The organism is Aurantiacibacter sediminis (assembly GCF_016019885.1).
GTDB lineage: Bacteria > Pseudomonadota > Alphaproteobacteria > Sphingomonadales > Sphingomonadaceae > Alteraurantiacibacter > Alteraurantiacibacter sediminis.
Map to the genome: position 1 here is coordinate 207,490 of NZ_JAEANY010000003.1, position 19,500 is coordinate 226,989.

The window sequence follows — 19,500 nt, forward strand, 5'->3', positions numbered from 1 at the left end:
AGTGATCGCATGATCCGCCCCTTTAGTAATTTCTGTAATGTCCGAAATTACTAGATCAAAAGCTCGCGCAATGCAAATTGCCTTTCGATCAGGGGTGGGAGCTTGCTGTCAGACGCCTTAGTCAGTGACGGGCCATCGCCGAATCGCCGACGAAGGGGTTGCTCTCCCGCTCTTTGCCAAAGGTGCTCGTCGGGCCGTGGCCGGGTACGAAGGTCACTGCGTCGCCCAGCGGCCAAAGTTTCTGTGTGATTGCATCGAGCAGGCTCTGGTGATCGCTCATCGGGAAATCGGTGCGGCCGATGCTGCCGTTGAAGATGACGTCGCCAACGAAGGCGAAATTTGTCGGGCGGTGGAAGAACACCACATGGCCGGGCGTGTGGCCGGGGCAATGGATGACTTCCAGCATCACCTCGCCAAAGCTCACCGTGTCGCCATCGTCAAGCCAGCGCGTCGGCTCAAACACCTCGCATTGCATGCCGAAGCGCGGGCCATCTTCATTGAGGCGGCTAATCCAGAAGCGATCGGCCTCATGCGGCCCTTCGATAGGCAGCCCCAGTTCCTTCGCCAGCATGCCTGCCTGCCCGCAGTGATCGGCATGGCCGTGGGTGAGGATGATCTTCTCGAGCGTCACGCTGGCCTTGGCGACCGCCGCCTTGAGCTTCTCCAGCTCTCCGCCCGGATCGACCAGAACGCCGCGCATGGTCTTGGTGCACCAGACAAGCGAGCAGTTCTGCTGAAACGGTGTGACAGGCACGATAACGGCATTGATGGCAGCTTGATTACTCATGCTGGTTCAAATGGCGGTGACGCGGCGCGCTTGCAAGCGTAGAAGCATCGTCATGAGCGCCCTGATCATTCGCGATGCCACGCTGGACGACCTCCAATTCATCGCCGCGCTTGGCGATGCGGATGAGGTTACAGCGGCCCGCGATCCCCTTCGCAAGGATCACGCAGTACAGATGCGCGACGGGTTTATGGCGATCACTTCCGACCCGAACCATCGACTACTGATTGCCGAGCGAAATGGCGGCCGTGTAGGCAGCTTCCAGCTAAGCTTCATTCCGGGCGTCTCGCGCCGCGGTGCATGGCGCGGCCAGATCGAAAGCGTCCGCGTCGCCGCAGAATTTCGCAGCCAGGGCATTGGTGAAGAAATGGTGCGCTGGGCGATTGCGCAGTGCGAAGCGCGCGACTGCTGCATCGTCCAACTCACCAGCGATCGCCAACGCGAAGCCGCGCACAGGTTTTACGAGCGGCTGGGATTCGAGCCGAGCCACACGGGGTTTAAGCTGAAGCCTGATTAAACCCGCCCGCTTTTCCAAACCACGCGGCCGATCACTTCGAAATCCTCTGCCTTCACCTGGATTGGCGGGTAGGCGAGGTTCTGGCTGAGCAGGCTGAAGCGCCCTGCCCCCTGGTTAGCGACGCGTTTGACGAGGAGGCTGTCATCCAGGCGCACGACATGGACACCATCTCGAAACGGCTGTTCGCGGCAGTCGACGAGGACTTCATCGCCTTCGCGCAGCAGAGGTTCCATCGAATCCCCCACTACGCGGATCGCCGATAGCTGTGCGCCGTCGAGCCCCTGTTCGGCCAGCCATTTCTTCGAGAAGCGGAAGGCGTCGAAGGCATCTTCCTGCAAAGCGACCGCGCCCGGCCCTGCGGATGCATCCACCTCAAGCCGGGGTACTTCCACCCAATCGCCGCGATTCGCTGGTGTATAGGATTTATCCTTGGGAGCCCCCAGTTCGCTCTCCGGAATCCCGAGAAATTCAGCCAGCTTGCGCCGGTCCTCTTCCTCCAGCTTCTTGGGACTACCCTTTGAAATATATTGCTGAAGATACGTACCATTCCGCCCGATCATGCGGGAAAGTGCCGCAAGACTGCTGCCCTTCGCTTTGGCCGCGGCAGCCAGTTTCTCGCGTGAACTCATGGCAATTTCCTATCGTGATGAACAAATTCTTCCTACACGATGTATTTTTCCTAGACAAGTAGGATTTCACGCGCTGTTTTATATCCATCGAGTCGGCGCTGAGTCGCTGGCAGAGTAGTTCAATGTCAGCTGTGAGGGGTCACACGCATGCTCATCCGCAAGATCGAAGTCTTTCTCCGCCACACCCGAATGCCGCCGACAAAATTCGGCCGCCTCGCCGCGCGCGATCCGCGCTTCGTGCTCGATCTGCGCAACGGGCGCATTCCCCGCTCTCGCACGGAAAAACGAGTAGAACATTTCATGAACGAATATCGGGAGACCACAGGTGCATACTGATCGCAAGCCGCCAAAACCACCGCGCACGCGCAAGGGTCCGCGCGAGAAACTGGCCGCTGCGCTGTGCGCACTCGCCAAGGATCAAGGGGCAATCCTCACCCATTCGGAGAAAAGCTGGGCGAGCATTACATTCGCCGGTGCCCGCCACCGGGTGGAAATGGAGTTTGTCGGTGAAGAGGCCGTCGATGCGGGTGAGTGCTTCATCGCATTCCTGCCCGAACACGAATTCGCGATCCCCGGCCAGTTGGTGGCCGACGCGGACATTGCCGAAGTCGATCACGTACTCGATCCGCCGCGCATGGTGGTGACGTGCGAGATATTGCTGCTGGAGGACGGATGAACAGGCTTCTCTCCCCTTGCGGGAGAGAAACGAAGACTTGGCAGCTCGCTGCCTAGTCAAAGTTGAAAGGGGGATGTTGCCTAGCCGCCCCCTCTCCTTCCGCCGCTTCGCGGCTCCCTCCTCTCCCGCGGGGGAGAGGAATGAGGCTCAAGTCCGCCGGATCACCAGATTCCTGATCTCGGTCATGTCTTCCATCGCGAAGCGGATCCCTTCGCGGCCGAGACCCGAATCCTTCACGCCGCCATAGGGCATGTTGTCGACGCGGTAACTCGGCACATCGTTGATAACGATCCCGCCGACTTCGAGCCGGTCCCACGCGTCGAACATGTGAAACAGATCGCGGGTAAAGATGCCGGCCTGCAGGCCGAACTCGCTGCGATTCACCTCTTCCAGCGCTTCGTCCATCGTGGCGAAAGGCTGGAGGATCGCGAGCGGGCCGAAGGCTTCCTCGTTCAACGCCTGCGCGTGTTGATCGACTCCTTCGAGCAGCGTTGCCTCGAGCATATTGCCTTCGCATCCGCCACCGCACAGCAGTGACGCGCCATTCGCCACAGCTTCGTCAATCCAGCCCTTCAGGCGCTGTGCCTCACCCTCGGAGATCATCGGGCCGATAAAGGTGTCACGGTTTTTCGGGTCACCCGATTTCAGCGTCTTCGTTTTCTCGACCAGCATCTCCTTGAACCGTTCGTACACATCTTCATGGACCAGGATGCGCTGCACCCCGATACAGCTTTGTCCGGACTGGTAGAACGCACCGAACACGATCCGCTCAAGCGCGTCCTCCAGATCGGCATCATGATCGACCACCACGGCAGCATTGCCGCCGAGTTCGAGCACGACTTTCTTCTTGCCGCTCTTGGTTTTAAGCTCCCAACCTACGGCGGGAGACCCTGTGAAACTGAGCATTTTCAGCCGCACGTCTTCGGTAAACAGGGCTGCGCCATCGCGGCTTGCCGGCAGGATGCTGAATGCGCCTTCGGGCAAATCCGTCTCGGCGAGGATTTCGCCAATAATCAGCGCGCCAAGAGGGGTTTTGCTCGCCGGCTTCATCACGAAGGGACAACCGACTGCGATGGCAGGAGCGACTTTGTGCGCGGCGAGATTGAGCGGGAAATTGAAAGGCGAGATGAAACTGCATGGGCCGACCGGGTAGCGTTTCCAGATCGACTGATAGCCCTTGGCCCGCTCGCTGATGTCGAGCGGCATGACTTCGCCATACATGCGCGTCGATTCCTCGGCAGCAATCTGGAAGGTATCAATCAGCCTTGTGACTTCGCCTTCGCTATCGCCGATCGGCTTACCCGCTTCGACGCACAGGGCATAGGCGAGCTCGTCAAACCGCTCACGGAACCTCTTTACGCAGTGATCGAGCACAGCCTTGCGCTCATAGCTCGCCATCCGCGCCATCGGTTCTGCCGCAGCGACCGCGCCGGCAATGGCCTTGTCGATGATCTCCGGATCAGCCTGCGCGACGCGGAATGCGACTTCGCCAGTGTATTTGTCGATCACTTCGAGATCGGTGTTCGGCTGCTCGGCCTTGTTGTTGAGATAGAGCGGGTAAGTGTCTTTGAGCTGGGGCATGGGAACTCCTCTCCCCTTCAAGTCACAGCTTCTTGCTGAGTTCCTTGATGTCGTGATTGAGGATCTGGTCGTTCTCCGAATAGTCGACCGGGCAATCGATCACGTGCACGCCGGGCGTTTCGCAGCAATGTGCCAGCAATTCAGCAAGATGCGCTGTCGACTCCACGCGGTGGCCGATCGCGCCGTAGCTGTTGGCATAGTCGACGAAATCTGGATTACCGAAGTTGAGGCCGTAGTCTTCAAAACCCATATTCGCCTGCTTCCAGCGGATCATGCCGTACGCATCATCGCGCAATATCAGCACGGTCAGGTTCAGGCCGAGCCGCACAGCGGTTTCCAGTTCCTGGCTGTTCATCATGAAGCCACCATCGCCGCAGATCGCCATGACCTTGCGATCGGGATAGAGCATGGCGCTCATCATTGCTGACGGCAGCCCTGCACCCATGCTCGCCAGTGCATTGTCGAGCAGTACTGTATTCGGCAAGTAGGCTGTGTAATTGCGCGCGAACCAGATTTTGTAGATGCCGTTGTCGAGGCAGATGATACCGTCTTCGGGCATGGCTTCGCGCACTTGCCGAACGAGATGCGGCGGGAAGATCGGAAAGCGATCATCCTCTTTCAGCTTGTTCGCGTGTTCTTCCTCCGCGCGGCGATAGTGGGTCAGCGATTTCGCATCCCATTTGCCCTGCGGGACGATGTCTTCCTTGATCTGCCAAATGGCGTTGGCGATGTCGCCGATCGCCTCGATCTGCGGGAAGTACACCGGGTCCACCTCTGCCGTGCGGTAAGAGACATGGATGACTGTTGCTCCGCCGCGCTCCATGAAGAAGGGCGGCTTTTCGATCACGTCATGGCCAATGTTGACGATGCAGTCGCTCGCCTCGATCGCGCGGTGCACGAAGTCTCCTGAGGAGAGTGCGGCGCAACCGAGGAACAGCGGATGGCGCTCGTCGATCACGCCTTTGCCCATTTGCGTTGTGACGAAGGGGATTCCGGTCTTCTCGATGAACTGGCGAAGCATACGGCTCGTCATCTTGCGATTGGCGCCTGCGCCGATAACCAGCACCGGACGCTGCGCCGCTTCGAGCGCTTCGACCGCTTGCCGCACAGCCTTGTGCTCGGCAGAGGGACGACGCGCCACAGAGGCGGGGATCGGGCGAGCCGAACACTGCTCTTCAGCGATGTCTTCCGGCAGTTCGATATGCACGGCCCCCGGCTTCTCTTCCTCTGCCAGACGAAAGGCTTCGCGCACCCGGCTCGGGATGTTGTCACCCGCGGCGAGCTGCTGTGTGTATTTGGTGATCGGCCCCATCATCTCGACCACGTCGAGTATCTGGAAGCGGCCCTGCTTGCTCGTCTTGATCGGCTTTTGCCCGGTGATCATCAGCATGGGCATGCCGCCGAGCTGGGCATAGGCACCCGCCGTTACCAGATTGGTCGCCCCCGGCCCCAGAGTTGCGAGGCAGACGCCGGTTTTGCCAGTATGCCGACCATAGGTCGCCGCCATAAAGCCTGCGCCCTGCTCATGCCGTGTGAGCACCAGCTTGATGCTGTCGCTCTTGGACAAGCTCTGCAGGAAGTCGAGATTCTCCTCCCCGGGCACGCCGAAGATGTACTCCACGCCTTCCTGCTCCAGGCATTCGATGAACAGGTCGGAGGCTTTTTGCGATGCGTTTGACGTCTCACTCATGGCCTACCAACCTTCTCTCATCAGCTTAGTTTCCACTCCCAGCCCAATGGGTCGCCATCCATCACTTCGACGCCCTTGGCCACAAGCTCATCGCGCAGCGCGTCGGAAGTGGCGAAGTCCTTCTCCGCGCGCGCTTCCTTGCGGCGGGCGAGCATGTCCTCAATCTCCGTTTCGGTGATCTCTGCTGACTTGGGGCGGATGCGCAGGTCCGCGCGGGTGAGCGCAAACAGGTCGAAGCCAAGCACGGCATCCATGGCTTCCACCACAGCGCGCTTGATCCCGGCATCCACCTTCTTGACCGCCAGCGCCTCTTCCAGCGCGGTAAGCGCGATCGGCGTGTTGAGGTCGTCTGCCATGGCTTCCTCGAACTTGGCGAGCATCGGCGCGAATTTGGGATGTTCGGCTTCGGGCTGCGCTTCGGCATCGGACAGCCGCTCGACTGCCATAACGATCCGCTTAAGCCGTACGAGCGCTGCCTCCAGCCCTTCCCAGCTGAACTCCAGCTCGCTCCGATAGTGCGCCTGTAGGCACATCATGCGGTAGGCGAGCGAGTGGTAGCCCTTGTCGATCAGCAGCTGGAGGCGGAGGAACTCGCCGCTGGACTTGCTCATCTTGCCGGAGCGTTCGACGAGGAAGTTGTTGTGCATCCACATCTTCGCGCCGCTATTGGTCGCTTCGGATAGCCCGCCGCAGCCGCAGAAGGCCTGGTTCTGCGCGATCTCGTTCGGGTGATGGATCTCCCGGTGGTCGATACCACCGGTGTGGATGTCGAAAGGGAAGCCGAGCAGCTTCTCACCCATCACCGAGCATTCGAGATGCCAGCCGGGAGCGCCTTTTCCCCAGGGGGAGTCCCATTCCATCTGCCGCGTTTCGCCCGCAGGCGTCTTGCGCCAGATCGCAAAGTCGGCAGCATTGCGCTTGCCTTCGACGGTTTCGATCCGGCCCTCACCCTCTTCCGTGACAGCGCGGGCCAGCCGCCCGTAGTCCTCGACCGTCGACACATCGAAGTAGAGGCCGCTTTCTAGCTCGTAGCAATGCTTGTCGGCGATACTCTCGGCGAACCCCAGCATCTCCTCAATGTAGTCCGTCGCGACCGACCACTTGGCAGGCTGCCGGATGTTCAGCGCCTTCACATCGGCCCAATATGCCTCGGTGTAGTGCTTGGCGATGTCCCAGATCGACTGCGCTTTCTCCGCCGCCATCTTCTCCATTTTGTCCTCACCCGCATCGGCATCGTCGGTCAGGTGGCCGACATCGGTGATGTTGATCACATGGGTGAGCTTGTAGCCTTTCCAGCTTAGCGTCCGCCCGAGCACATCGGCGAAGACATAGGCGCGCATGTTGCCGATATGCGGGTAGTTGTAGACCGTCGGCCCGCAGGTATAGACGCGCGCCTCCCCGGAATGGACCGGGATAAAAGGCTCGATCTCGCGCGTTAGGGAGTTGAACAGGCGTAAGTCAGTGTCGCTCATGCAGGCGCTCTTGCGCCATGACCGCATCCATTTCAACCGGAGACATAGTACATGCAGCAGACCGAAGCCGATAGGCGCGACGACGATCTTGCAAAGGGGCTTGGACTGATCGGCCTGCTCGGCTGCATACTCGTCATCATCGCCGATCTGTCGGGCACGCTGCTGAGCGGCCATGTCGGCATGATCCGCGACACGATCAGCGATTCCGCCGCCGGTGGGGAGTATGACTGGCTGGTCGATGCGGGGCTGTATGCTTTTGCCGGATCTGCCATCCTGATTGCTGCAGGCCTGTGGCGCTGGAAAGCGGATGGATGGGACTGGCGGCTGGGCCAATTCACCCTCTTCGCCCTCGCCATCGTTATCGCTCTGGTCGCCGGTTACGAGGCGTATAATCGCCCCTTCGGGCTGCCGGACATCCACCGCTATCTGGTCTATGCGATCGGGGCGCTCTTCCCTGCGACCATCTGGCTGACATCCGACGGGCTTGCCGACAGGCGCGACTGGATCAAGCCCGCCATGCGTATCCTCGCCGTAGTATGGATCATCGCCGGACCGCTGCTGTTCGTGATCCCCACCAGCTGGGACGGCCTTTATGAACGCGGCCTCGCCGTGCTGATGGTAGGCTGGTTCGCCGTGGTGGCATGGCTGATTTACACAAGGCCGGGCGAAGCAAACTGAACCTCGACCAGGCTGGGTAATCCAACAGGGTGTGACAGGTGTGACAGTGTCCTGAGAGCAAAAAGCGCCGGCCCAATTTTGCTGCAGGTTTTGAAGCTTTTCAACCGGATGGGTGCAGGCCGCAGACATTGGGCCGAACTGGATGATGCTCCATCGTGTAGGAAAGAGAATTTGCGCCATTCGGCTCGCTGTGTTAGGTTATTAATACACATGGAGGACCGCATGCTCGCAGATCTGTCGCCACTCGTTCTGATCCACTTCGTCACGGCCTGCTACGCCATCGTGGCAGGCGCTGCGATCTTCCTGATGCGCAAGGGGACAAAGCTCCACCGCACGATTGGCGCCAGCTATATAGCGGCCATGTTCATTACCGTTGTTTCCGTCGTGCCGGTTGAAGCGACAGTCATGCCATTCTTCGGCACGCGCTTTGGCTTCTTTCATGTTTTCGTGTTGGTCGGCTTTATTTCGCTGGCTTTCGGCATCCGGGCGATCCTGAAATGGCGCTCAACCCGCGACATCGAATGGCTGCGCGCACACCAGATCCATCTCGCCTATTCCTATGCCGGCCTGCTGATGGCCGGATTCAGCCAGATGGCCACAAACCCGCGCTGGCTGGTGGTATCGCCGTTTGAAACCATGACGCAGTTCTGGATTGCTTTCGCAGCGGTCAACGCAGCGATTTACGGCGTCGCGATCTGGCTGATCCAGAGCAAGCTTGCCAAAGGCGATCCCAAGCGCTGGATGCGCGCTTCGGCTTAAGGCAAGTCGAAGCCTGTCACCACCCAGCCAAGCTGTTCACGCCGGAAGATGAGCGTCGGCCCCTCAGTGCCGTCCTCAAAAGTGCCTATCGCCCGGAAGTTCTGGAAGCCTTCGCGTTCGATGTCCCAGCTCAGTTCCTGACCGCGCAGCCGCTGCGGCAAGACGCCGACGACGAGCGAGCCTGATGCGACGAGGCCGCTGACAGACTCTGGTGTAATCGTCCGATCGATCACTGCATCGCCAATCCGCTCGGCCAGCGCGCCGCCCAACTCGCCCAGCGCCCCGTTCTGCCCACGGCGGCGAGCAATCTCCTCATTCATCTGCTCACTGGCCGAAGCGCGAAGGGCCGGAAAATCGACCTTCTCCTCAAGTGCGGCAATGTCCTGCGCCTGCGCGGCATCGGCAAGCGATTTCATTGCCCACCACGGCGAGGCGAGATACCAGCCGAGAAATGTGAGACCGACGACGGCGATGAGGAGGAGGAGTTTTTTCATTGTTTTAGATTCACAGTCTGCAAGATGGTGCCGGTCTTCATGGACCTATCCCGGTTCATTTCGTCACCCCCGCGAAGGCGGGGGTCCAGCTTTCCTTCGATGCCGAGCGCATATGTGAGTAAGCTGGATTCCCGCCTGCGCGGGAATGACGGAGAGTGTTACTCACGGCTTCGGGATTCGAAACACGAAACTGTCGCCTTCGCGCAGAATCAGTGATTGATCACCGTTAAGGCTAATGTGGGCCAACGCTTGCTTGCGGCATTTCTGGCGCGTGTTGATCGACTTTTCGACCCACCGACGAAGGTGGTCGTACGACAACGCAATGGTTTCCGCTTCAAGGATGCTGCAGCCATGGGTCGCGCGCAGCTCCTTTATTAGTAAGGTCCATCGCGTATCAGAATTCTTCGTCTCTCGACGCATCCTGCGATATTTCTTAATTTGCGTTACAAGGTCCGGCGAAAGGTGGGAGATATCCGGGGCCTGCATTACTCCACCTCGAACAAATCCGCCAGCTGCTCGATTATCGTGCCGCCTAACTGCTCGGCGTCCATGATCGTCACGGCGCGTTTGTAATAGCGGGTGACATCATGGCCGATGCCGATGGCGACGAGTTGGACAGGGCTTTGCTTCTCGATCCATTCGATCACCTTGCGCAGGTGGCTTTCGAGATATCCGGCGGTATTCACGCTGAGCGTTGAATCGTCCACCGGCGCGCCGTCGGAAATCACCATCATGATGCGGCGATCCTCCGGGCGGGCGAGTAGGCGTTCGTGGGCCCAGAGCAGCGCCTCGCCGTCTATATTCTCTTTCAGCAGGCCTTCGCGCATCATCAGGCCGAGGCTGCGGCGCGCGCGGCGCATCGGCTCGTCGGCCTTTTTGTAGATGATGTGGCGCAAATCGTTGAGGCGGCCGGGATTGGGTGGGCGACCATTGGCCAGCCATTTCTCGCGCCCCTGCCCGCCTTTCCACGCGCGGGTGGTGAAACCGAGGATTTCCACTTTCACCCCGCACCGCTCCAGGGTGCGCGCGAGGATATCCGCGCTGATCGCGGCGATGGAAATCGGGCGGCCGCGCATGGAGCCGGAATTGTCGATCAGCAGGGTGACGACCGTGTCCTTGAAATCCTGCTCCTGCTCCATTTTGTAGCTGAGCGAATGGCCAGGGCTGACGACCACGCGCGCAAGGCGGGCGGCATCGAGCAAACCCTCTTCCTGATCGAAATCCCAGCTGCGATTCTGCTGCGCCATCAGGCGGCGCTGGAGGCGGTTGGCAAGCCGGGTCACCACGGACTGCAATCCGGCGAGCTGGCTGTCGAGATACGCGCGCAGACGCGTCAGTTCTTCGACATCGCACAGGTCTTCGGCTTCAACCACTTCGTCAAATTCGGTGGTGAAGGCCTTGTATTCAAAGGTTTCGGGCAGATCCTGCCAAGGCGCGTTGCGGCGTTGGGGGAGCATGAACTCCTCACCGTCATCGCCCGGTTCGCCTTCGGCCAGATTTTCGTCACCCGTGGCCTCGTCCTGCTCCTCGCCCTCGCCTTCTTCGCCATCGGCGCCTTCGGCGCGGGTTTCGGGCTGGTCGGAGGCGTCGTTATCGCCATCCTGATCTTCGGGCGTTTCGTCCTCGTCGGCGTCTTCGCTTTCGTCGCCCTCGTCATCGTCGAAACCGTCCTCGGGGTCGGCTTCCTGCGGCACCATGTCGAGATGGCGCAGCATGTCGAGGCCGAGCCTCTGGAAAGCGGTCTGATCGTCGAGCAGTTCGGACAGGCGTTCAAAATCGTCGCCCGTGCGGCTTTCGATATGTTCGCGCACCAGATCGACACCGGCCTTCGCTGCCTCAGGCACCGGCTGGCCGGTCAGCTGCTCACGCAGCATTAGGCCGAGCGCGGTGTGCATCGGCACATCTTCGAAACTTTGCGCGCGGGAAATCTCGCTGGCGGCAACGCGGCGATCCTGCATGGCGGCCAGATTATCGCGCATGCCCGCAAAATCCCGCTCGCCAAGTGCCTCGAACCGGGCGCGCTCGATGGCGTCGTAGCAGGCGCGCGCATCGGGCTCTGCAGGGCGGGATCGCATGTGCAGCGCGGCGTTGTGGTGGCGCAAGCGCAGCGCGAAGCTGTCGGCATAGCCGCGCGCCAATTCGGCATCGGCGGCTGGTACATTGCGCCCCGGCATGGGGACCCGCGCACTCTTGCCCTGCTCGCTCGCGGCATCGGCGGTGAAGCCCACTTCCACCTCTGCATCGCGCGCGATTGCTCGTGCCGCGCCGGTCAGGGCGAGCTTGAAATCGTCAAGTGGTGAATCATCGGCCATGTGCAGGGGCTAGCTAAAGCACGCAGCGCGCTGCGCAAGGGGCCAGTGGTCCGTGTGAGTCGGGAACTGGTCGCACGCTCGACTGTATCATAGGCTAACTTGTACCATGTAACAGGATATCACTGTGCAAAAGACTTACCTCATGGCCGCAGCAGCGGTGATTGCTCTCCCCTCGGCAGCGAATGCCCAAGCGGACGAGGACTTTGAGCTGTGGCTCAATCCATCGGTCGAAGTCGGCATCGATGAAGATACCGCTTTCGAGCTGGAAACTGCCCAGCGTTTCCGCGATTCCGAAAATGGCCGGGTCGACACTTATTTCTTTCGCGGCTGGATCAAGCAGGACTTGAACGACAACCTCACGCTCGCCGGCGCTGTCGAGCAGCGTTTCAACGATGGCGGCAGCGATGAATTGCGCACCATGCAGCAGCTTTCGGCGAGCTACGGCGTATTTCGCGGTCGGCTGCGGCTCGAGCAACGCTTCGTCGATGGCAATGACGGGCGCATGGGCCTCCGCCTTCGTCCCCGCGCAGGTGTGGCGTTTCCGCTAAGCGATGACGGTCGCTGGAGCGCAGGCGCGGATGCAGAGCTGTTCTGGACCCTGCGCGGCAACAGCCCCACCAGCGATACCGGCATTACAGGCCTTCGCACGCAGGTGGGCGTCGGCTATGAAGTTAGCGACAATCTGGAGCTGAGCCTCACCTATCTCCGCCAGCAGGATTTTGAAGACGGCCCGGACGAAATCGGCCATGCGCCGCTCATCGGGATCGAATTCTCTTTCTGATCTGACCTTAGAGCAGGCTGCCGCCGCCCAGCACGCCAATCAGCAGCGGATCGTTCGTTTCGCGCGGATTGGCGCGGATGGCAGCTTCTTCAAAGCCGATCTCGTTCCAGATCGCATTGTCGATGCGGTTGGAGACATTCTGCGCCACGCCGCGAACGTCGACACCGGTGATGCCGGCGAGCAATTCGCCAACCAGCGGATCCTCTGCGATGCGCATGGCCTGGCCGAGCTCCGGGATCATCGCTTCGACCAGTGTCAGCCCTAAATCGTCCCGCAGGAAGCTGGTGGCTGCGCGCGGGCCGCCGTTAATGAGCGCCACGGCGTTCTGAATGCCGATCACCCGTACCGCATCGGTGACGATGGGCGCAGCGCGCTCCGCCCCTTCGATGGCGATATCGGCAAAGGCATCTTCGAGCCGGTCCTTGAAAAGGGTCGAGGTGAGTATGTTGGCGACAACGCCGCCGCGCGATCCGACCAGATTTTCCAGCCCAATCGTAGCGACCTGTTCGTCCCAGAAACCGCCCGGCTGCAGCATGCGAGCGAAAGCGCGCTCGCTGGAGAGATAAAGCAAGCGGCGCACCGCATCGACAAGGCTGAAACCGCCAAAGCCCTGGCATGCGGGCAGCGCCAGCAGCAGGCCAGTCGCACCCGCGCCTGCCATAAAGCGACGACGGCTGGTTTTCGCATTGTCGATGTCGAATTCGGTCATAATCCCATTCCTCTTCTTGCCGCCACGTGGGGGCGTTGCCCATATAACGCCAATGTCCATAAACCGTGCCCGACTACTGGTGATGAACGCCGCGCTTGGTCCGCTCGATTATCGCGTGCCGGAGGGGATGTCGGTCGAATATGGCAGCGTGGTCGTTGCACCATTGGGGCCGCGCCAGATCATGGGCATTGTATGGGAGGAGGCGAAACTTCCGGCTCATTCGGTGCCAGATGAAAAACTGCGCCCGCTGCTGGGTCTGGTCGACGTTCCGCCGATCCGCGCAGAGTTGCGACGGCTGATCGAATGGACGGCAGACTATTACATCGCCCCGATGGCAGCAGTCGCGCGAATGGTAATTTCCAGCGGCGGCGCGCTGCGTGGTCCGGCCACGATGACGGAATATCGCCTTTCCGGCGGCATGCCAGAGCGGATGACACCGCAGCGCGAGGCGGCGCTGGAAGCCCTCGAAGGCGAACAGGCGACTATCCGGGAGCTTGCAGGGATTGCAGGCGTGTCGGAAGGCGTGCTGCGCGGTCTCGTCAACCAAGGCGTGCTGGAGCCGGTCGAAGTCGATGTCGACCGCCCCTACCCCCGCGCCGCGCCGGGTCATGCCGTGGTCGAACTCAGCGAAGATCAGCAGGCCGTCGCCGCGCGGCTGGTGGAGGCGGTGCAGGCCGAGGAGTTTGCGCCATTCCTCCTCGACGGGGTGACCGGATCGGGCAAGACCGAAACCTATTTTGAAGCTGTGGCGCAGGCGCTGAGACAGGACCGGCAGGTGCTCGTTCTGCTCCCTGAAATCGCGCTGACCGAAGCTTTCCTCAGCCGCTTCGAGGATCGCTTCGGCACCGCTCCCATCGTCTGGCACTCCAGCCTGAAATCGACCGAGCGCCGCCGTGCGTGGCGGGCGATTGCGAGCGGCGAGGCGCAGGTGGTTGTCGGCGCGCGATCGGCGCTGTTCCTGCCCTACGCCAATCTCGGCCTGATCGTGGTCGATGAAGCGCATGAGATCAGCTTCAAACAGGAAGACGGCGTGCGCTACAACGCCCGTGATGTCGCGGTGATGCGCAGCCATTTCGAGAGGATCCCGGTCGTGCTCGCCAGCGCCACACCGGCGCTCGAAAGCCTGCATATGGCGGATAGCGGAACCTACGAAAAACTCGTGCTCCCCAGCCGCTATGGCGGGGCAACTCTGCCGACGATCAAGCTGGTCAATTTGACCGAGGAGCAGCCCGGCCGGGGCGCATGGATCGCTGCACCCCTGCGCGCGGCGCTGGAGGACCGGCTGGAGAAAGGCGAGCAATCGCTGCTCTTCCTCAACCGCCGCGGCTATGCTCCCCTGACGCTGTGCCGCAATTGCGGTTTCCGCTTCCAGTGCCCCAATTGCAGCGCGTGGCTGGTCGAGCATCGGCTCAGCCGACGCCTGTCCTGCCATCATTGCGGGCATGAGACCAAACCGCCGGAAAGATGCCCCGAATGCGGCGAAGAGGAGTGCCTCGTCGCTTGCGGCCCCGGTGTGGAACGCATTGCGGATGAAGTCGCCGAAATCCTGCCCGATGCGCGTGTGGCACTTGTCACGTCGGACACGATCAATTCACCGGAGAAAGCAGCGGAGTTCGTCGCCCAGGCCGAGGCAAAGGCCATCGATGTTATCGTCGGCACGCAGCTGGTCACGAAGGGATTTCACTTTCCCGAATTGACGCTGGTAGGCGTGATAGACGCTGATTTGGGTCTCGAAGGCGGAGATTTGCGCGCGGCGGAGCGGACCTACCAGCAGGTAGCGCAGGTCGCCGGTCGCGCAGGGCGCGGCTCAAAGCCCGGAGAAGTCCTGATCCAGACGCGCCACCCCGATGCGCCAGTCATCGCCGCTCTCGAAGCGGGTGATCGCGATGCATTTTACGAGGCCGAGACAGAGTCCCGCCGTCACGCGGGCGCGCCACCATTCGGTCGCTGGGCCGCTATCATCGTCTCGAGCGAGGATGATTCCGAAGCGCGCGAAGCCGCCAATCGCATCGGCACGACGCGGCCTTTCCTTGATGATGTGATGATCCTTGGGCCCGCCCCCGCGCCGCTCGCGCTGCTGCGCAATCGCTACCGCTACCGCCTGTTGCTGAACGCGCGGCGTACGGCGAATTTGCAGGCGGTGATCCGCGATTGGCTGCGCCAGGTGGATCATCCGCCGGGAGTGCGCGTGGGGGTCGATATCGACCCTTACAGCTTTGTCTAATATAGTCTAAAGACCATGCTTCGTTTCGAAGCCGATCATCCTAGATTTCATGGCGGACGAATGAGGGATCGTAATGTCAGAGAAGTCGCAACGTGTCGCGCGCGCGGAGAATGCTGCTGAGCATCTTCCTGCGGGTATATCCGCCCGTACGATGCAGGATCTGCCTGTATCACTGGTGATTGCCGATGCGCAGCTGGATGATCAGCCGCTGATTTACGTCAACAGCGCGTTTGAGCGGATGACGGGCTTCAACCGTGATGCAATCATCGGCAGGAACTGTCGTTTTCTTCAGGGTGAAGACACCGATCCTGAAACGCGTGCGGAAATCCGCCAGGCCCTCGATGACGGCCAGGAAATCACCACAGACATTGTCAATTACCGTTCGGATGGTGAGAAATTCATCAATCGGCTGATGATCGTTCCGCTCAATGACGATGATGGCAATGTAACCCACTTCCTTGGCATTCAGACGGTCTGCCCTGAAGATAGCAGCGCCACCGCCCGCGCGGCAAAACTCGATGAGTCATTGCGCGAAGTGCAGCACCGGGTGAAGAACCATCTCGCAATGCTGCTGGCGCTCATCCGCATGGAAGCAAAGCAAACCCGCGATGCCAAATCGGCGTTGGAAGTGCTCGCGAATCGGGTCGAAGCGCTCAACTTACTGTATGACGAATTCACCCGCACCGGGAAGTTTGAAGGCGGTACGATAGCCCTTGGCGCTTACATTTCGCGCGTATGCAGCGCGCTCAATATGCTCGATGGCAAAAGCGAAGTTCGCCTCAACATGCAGACCGACCGGCTCGATGCATCGCTGGACGCGTCTTCTCAGGTGGGCTTGCTGGTTTCCGAATTGCTGACCAATGCGCTGCAACACGCCTTTGATGAGCAAGATCGCGGCATTGTGGAAGTGCGATTGTGGCAATCGGACGAAAAGACAGTGTGTCTTGTCGTCAGCGATGATGGTGCCGGCCTGCCGGAAGGCTCATCGTGGCCGAAGGAGGGCAATTTGGGCGCGCGGATCGTGCGCGATCTTGCCTCGCGCCTGAATGCCGAAATCGCTGTGACAACCAGCGGCGATGGCACGAGCGTGACCCTGAGCATTCCTGCACGCGCGATTGAGCCAAGAGGAGCTTAGGCCTGACGCACCAACTGCGGGAAGTTTCAAAAGAAATCACATTCGCGCTTCCGCCATATAACAATTTCGTTATATGCTTATGTCCATGCAGATCGAGCCTGCCCTTCGTGCGCTTTCGGACAGCTCGCGCCTGCGCGTGATGCGGTTGGTTGCGCAGATGGAACTGGCAGTCGGTGAAATCGCGCAGGTGCTCGGCCAGAGCCAGCCGCGCGTTTCTCAGCATGTGGCGCGGCTGGTGGATGCCGGATTGGTGGAGCGGCGCAAGGAAGGTAATTCGGTCTTCCTGCGCGAAGCTGCGCCCTGCCCGATCAGCGATGCTGTGAACCGGTTACTCGCCACCGCCGAACGCGAGGATGCGGAATTTGCCGAGCAGTCGAAATCGGATCGCAACCGCCTCGCCACCATTCGCGATGCACGGGAGAAGGAGGCGGACCGCTACTTCGCTCGCCATGCCGATGAGTGGGACACTTTGCGCGAAATCCACGGGCCGGAGAAGGCGAGCGAGGAGGCCCTGCTTGCCGCCCTCGCCGAGGCTTCGATCGGGCATCTGCTCGATATCGGCACCGGCACGGGGCGCATAACCGAACTGCTGGCCCCCCATGCGAGCCATATCGTCGCGCTCGACAAAAGCCTCGACATGCTGCGCGTCGCCCGCGCCCGCCTGCAGGCTATCGCGCCGGACAAGGTGGAGCTGGCGCAAGGCGATTTCACAAACCTGCCTTTCTCTGCTTCCAGCTTCGATACCGTGTTGCTGCACCAGGTTCTGCATTTTGCCCATGATCCCGCGCTTGCGCTGAAAGAGGCTGCGCGCGTCACGCGCCCCGGTGGCCGCATCGCCGTGGTCGATCTGGCGCGCCACGAGCTCGATGAACTGCGCACCCGCCACGCTCATGCCCGCCTTGGCTTTGCCGATGCCACCATGGCCAAATTGCTGGCCGAAGCCGGTTTCGATCCGGCCGACCCGGTCGAAGTGCCGGGCCGCGAACTGACTGTCAAAATCTGGTCCGCGACCCGTATCGCGCACCCCGCCCCCAAAGAAAGAGAGATCGCCTGATGAGCGCCGCCCCTCCTATCGCGCCGTTTCCCGGTGCTGCCACGCTGGACGAAGCCCGCGAAAAGCGCCGCTCACGCGAGACGCCGCTATTCTCCGGCTTGCCGGGCGATATCGACGTGAGTTTCGAATTCTTCCCGCCCAAGACGGAGAAGATGGAAGAGAAATTGTGGGATGCGGTGCAGGAACTTGCCCCGCTCGCCCCGGAGTTCGTTTCCGTTACCTATGGCGCAGGCGGCTCCACGCGAGAACGCACGCATAACACTGTCGCGCGCATCATCAGAGAAACGGGCATTCCCGCCGCCGCGCACCTGACCTGTGTCGATGCGAGTAAGGCCGAAACGCAGAAAATCGCCGAAGCATATTGGGAAGCAGGCGTGCGCCATATCGTCGCCCTGCGCGGCGATGCGGGCGAGCCGGGTGCGCCTTTCGTGCCGCATCCCGATGGCTATACCAATGCAGCAGAGCTGGTAAGCGGCCTCAAGGAAGTCGCCGATTTCGAGATTTCAGTCGCCGCCTATCCCGAAACGCATCCCGATGCCGACTGCCCGCAGGCCGACCTCGACAATCTGAAGCGCAAGATCGATGCAGGCGCATCGCGCGGGATCACCCAGTTCTTCTTCTCGGCGGAGAAATTCTTCGACTTCTCCGACAATTGCAAAGCCAATGGGATCGACGCACCAATGGTGCCGGGCATCCTTCCGGTGACAAATGTCGCGCAGGCGCGCAAGTTCGCTGGCCAATGCGGTGCAGTGATCCCGGACTGGATGGACGGACTGTTTGAAGGGCTCGATGAACGCCCCGCCTCGCGCCAGCTTGTCGCGGCCACGGTCGCCGCCGAGCTTTGCCGCCGCCTCTATGCAGGAGGTGTGCGTCAGTTCCACTTCTACACATTGAACCGTGCCGACCTTGCCTATGCCATTTGCCATATGCTCGGTCGCCGTCCGGTGGAGGTCTCAGCATGAACGCCCGCGAACAGCTTAATGCGGAAGCCGCCAAGCGCATCCTTATTTTCGACGGGGCGTTCGGCACGCAGATCCAAGAGCGCAAGCTGTCGGAAGAGGATTACGCGGGCGACCTTGGCCTGAAAGCTGACCAGAAGGGCAATAACGACATCCTCGCCCTCACCCGCCCCGATGTGATCGCCGATATAACCCACGCCTATCTGGAAGCGGGATCGGATGTGGTTTCGACCAACACCTTCTCCGCCAACACGATCAGCCAGGCCGATTACGCGGCAGAGGCGCTGGTGCGTGATATCAATATCGCCTCCGCCCGCATCGCCCGCGAATGTGCAGACGAATATGCCGCAAAGGACGGCCGTCCGCGCTTCGTCGCAGGGGCCATCGGGCCGACCAACAAGACCCTTTCGCTCAGCCCCGATGTCGAGGACCCGGGCTACCGCGAAATCGACTTCGATTACCTGACCTCGGTTTATCTCGACCAGGCAGAGGCGCTGGTTGAAGGCGGGGTCGATTTCATCCTTATCGAGACGATTTTCGACACGCTCAACGCCAAGGCCGGGATTATGGCGGTGAAGCAATTGTCCGAAAAGCTGGGCCGGGATGTGCCGATCATGCTGTCGATGACGCTCACCGACCTGTCGGGCCGCAATTTGTCCGGCCACACGGTCGAGGCGTTCTGGAACGCAGTGCGCCATGCCAACCCTGTCACTATCGGCCTCAATTGCAGCTTCGGCGCAGATCAGCTGCGTCCGCATGTGCAGGTGCTGTCCGACATCGCCGATACGCTGTTGCTCGCCTATCCGAACGCGGGCCTGCCGAACGAGCTCGGCGAATATGACGAGCTGCCGGAGACCACCGCGAAACTCACCGGCATCTGGGCCGACAATGGCCGCGTGAACATCCTCGGCGGCTGCTGCGGCTCCACCCCCGATCACATCGCCGCGATGGCCAAGCGCGTCGAGGGGGTTGCCCCGCGCAAAGTGCCCGAACGCGACACCAAGATGCGGCTGGCAGGGCTCGAGCCCTTCGTCGTCGCCGCCTGA

At 61.0% G+C, this 19,500-nt stretch carries 19 protein-coding genes; 11 read left to right on the top strand and 8 right to left on the bottom strand.

Going from position 1 to position 19,500, the window contains the following annotated elements; genetic code table 11:
- Positions 1 to 121 precede the first annotated feature (121 nt).
- Complete coding sequence (locus I5L03_RS10380) at positions 122 to 787, bottom strand: MBL fold metallo-hydrolase (protein ID WP_199803257.1); 666 nt, start codon at positions 785 to 787, stop codon at positions 122 to 124.
- A gap of 52 nt (positions 788 to 839) precedes the next feature.
- Here I5L03_RS10380 and I5L03_RS10385 point away from each other — a divergent pair, with 52 nt between their 5' ends.
- Positions 840 to 1,301, top strand: coding sequence for a GNAT family N-acetyltransferase (locus I5L03_RS10385; RefSeq protein WP_197921706.1), 462 nt, complete (start codon positions 840 to 842; stop codon positions 1,299 to 1,301).
- Here the strand turns inward: I5L03_RS10385 and I5L03_RS10390 are convergent.
- Positions 1,298 to 1,930: a LexA family transcriptional regulator gene (locus I5L03_RS10390; RefSeq protein WP_197921707.1), complete on the bottom strand. Its 633-nt coding sequence runs from the start codon at positions 1,928 to 1,930 to the stop codon at positions 1,298 to 1,300. The two genes, I5L03_RS10385 and I5L03_RS10390, sit on opposite strands and share 4 nt — an antisense overlap.
- 147 nt (positions 1,931 to 2,077) lie before the next feature.
- On the opposite strand from I5L03_RS10390, the gene I5L03_RS10395 reads away from it, so the two are divergent.
- Complete coding sequence (locus I5L03_RS10395) at positions 2,078 to 2,266, top strand: hypothetical protein (protein WP_197921708.1); 189 nt, start codon at positions 2,078 to 2,080, stop codon at positions 2,264 to 2,266.
- Positions 2,256 to 2,606, top strand: a complete 351-nt coding sequence (locus I5L03_RS10400) for a hypothetical protein (RefSeq protein ID WP_325100169.1) — start codon at positions 2,256 to 2,258, stop codon at positions 2,604 to 2,606. Before I5L03_RS10395 ends, I5L03_RS10400 begins: the two co-directional genes overlap by 11 nt.
- A gap of 147 nt (positions 2,607 to 2,753) precedes the next feature.
- On the opposite strand, the gene I5L03_RS10405 is transcribed toward I5L03_RS10400, so the two are convergent.
- The 3 genes from I5L03_RS10405 to cysS are packed head-to-tail and all read right to left on the bottom strand — an operon-like array spanning position 2,754 to position 7,349.
- Positions 2,754 to 4,187: an aldehyde dehydrogenase family protein gene (locus I5L03_RS10405; protein ID WP_197921709.1), complete on the bottom strand. Its 1,434-nt coding sequence runs from the start codon at positions 4,185 to 4,187 to the stop codon at positions 2,754 to 2,756.
- A 22-nt stretch (positions 4,188 to 4,209) separates the two neighbouring features.
- Positions 4,210 to 5,877, bottom strand: a complete 1,668-nt coding sequence (locus tag I5L03_RS10410) for an acetolactate synthase large subunit (protein ID WP_197921710.1) — start codon at positions 5,875 to 5,877, stop codon at positions 4,210 to 4,212.
- 20 nt (positions 5,878 to 5,897) lie between these two features.
- Positions 5,898 to 7,349, bottom strand: coding sequence for a cysteine--tRNA ligase (gene cysS / locus I5L03_RS10415; RefSeq protein ID WP_197921711.1), 1,452 nt, complete (start codon positions 7,347 to 7,349; stop codon positions 5,898 to 5,900).
- A 51-nt stretch (positions 7,350 to 7,400) separates the two neighbouring features.
- Between cysS and I5L03_RS10420 the strand changes: the two genes are divergently transcribed.
- Complete coding sequence (locus I5L03_RS10420; protein ID WP_197921712.1) at positions 7,401 to 8,027, top strand: DUF998 domain-containing protein; 627 nt, start codon at positions 7,401 to 7,403, stop codon at positions 8,025 to 8,027.
- Between the two features lie 222 nt (positions 8,028 to 8,249).
- A complete protein-coding gene (locus I5L03_RS10425; protein WP_197921713.1) occupies positions 8,250 to 8,786 on the top strand; it encodes a DUF2306 domain-containing protein in 537 nt (178 codons plus the stop codon).
- On the opposite strand, the gene I5L03_RS10430 is transcribed toward I5L03_RS10425, so the two are convergent.
- Together I5L03_RS10430 and cobT are read right to left on the bottom strand one after the other, a co-directional pair.
- A complete protein-coding gene (locus I5L03_RS10430) occupies positions 8,783 to 9,280 on the bottom strand; it encodes a DUF2939 domain-containing protein (protein WP_197921714.1) in 498 nt (165 codons plus the stop codon). The genes I5L03_RS10425 and I5L03_RS10430 overlap by 4 nt on opposite strands.
- A 485-nt stretch (positions 9,281 to 9,765) precedes the next feature.
- Positions 9,766 to 11,592, bottom strand: coding sequence for a cobaltochelatase subunit CobT (gene cobT / locus I5L03_RS10435; RefSeq protein WP_197921715.1), 1,827 nt, complete (start codon positions 11,590 to 11,592; stop codon positions 9,766 to 9,768).
- Between the two features lie 124 nt (positions 11,593 to 11,716).
- On the opposite strand from cobT, the gene I5L03_RS10440 reads away from it, so the two are divergent.
- On the top strand, positions 11,717 to 12,373 hold the full coding sequence (locus I5L03_RS10440) for a DUF2490 domain-containing protein (RefSeq protein ID WP_325100170.1): 657 nt from the start codon (positions 11,717 to 11,719) through the stop codon (positions 12,371 to 12,373).
- A 7-nt stretch (positions 12,374 to 12,380) separates the two neighbouring features.
- Here I5L03_RS10440 and I5L03_RS10445 read toward each other — a convergent pair whose 3' ends face one another.
- Positions 12,381 to 13,082, bottom strand: a complete 702-nt coding sequence (locus tag I5L03_RS10445; RefSeq protein ID WP_197921716.1) for a DUF4197 domain-containing protein — start codon at positions 13,080 to 13,082, stop codon at positions 12,381 to 12,383.
- A 58-nt stretch (positions 13,083 to 13,140) separates the two neighbouring features.
- On the opposite strand from I5L03_RS10445, the gene I5L03_RS10450 reads away from it, so the two are divergent.
- The 5 genes from I5L03_RS10450 to I5L03_RS10470 all read left to right on the top strand — a co-directional run bounded on the left by I5L03_RS10450 (position 13,141) and on the right by I5L03_RS10470 (position 19,500).
- Positions 13,141 to 15,306 carry a primosomal protein N' gene (locus I5L03_RS10450; RefSeq protein WP_197921907.1) on the top strand — a complete coding sequence of 722 codons (2,166 nt, stop codon included), beginning with the start codon at positions 13,141 to 13,143 and terminating at the stop codon, positions 15,304 to 15,306.
- Positions 15,307 to 15,379: 73 nt separating this feature from the next.
- Positions 15,380 to 16,441, top strand: coding sequence for a PAS domain-containing protein (locus tag I5L03_RS10455; protein ID WP_197921717.1), 1,062 nt, complete (start codon positions 15,380 to 15,382; stop codon positions 16,439 to 16,441).
- 85 nt (positions 16,442 to 16,526) lie between these two features.
- A complete protein-coding gene (locus I5L03_RS10460; protein ID WP_197921908.1) occupies positions 16,527 to 17,495 on the top strand; it encodes an ArsR/SmtB family transcription factor in 969 nt (322 codons plus the stop codon).
- Complete coding sequence (metF, locus tag I5L03_RS10465) at positions 17,495 to 18,457, top strand: methylenetetrahydrofolate reductase [NAD(P)H] (RefSeq protein WP_197921718.1); 963 nt, start codon at positions 17,495 to 17,497, stop codon at positions 18,455 to 18,457. Before I5L03_RS10460 ends, metF begins: the two co-directional genes overlap by 1 nt.
- Entirely contained in the window at positions 18,454 to 19,500 is a 1,047-nt protein-coding gene (locus tag I5L03_RS10470) for a homocysteine S-methyltransferase family protein (protein WP_197921719.1), read from the top strand. Before metF ends, I5L03_RS10470 begins: the two co-directional genes overlap by 4 nt.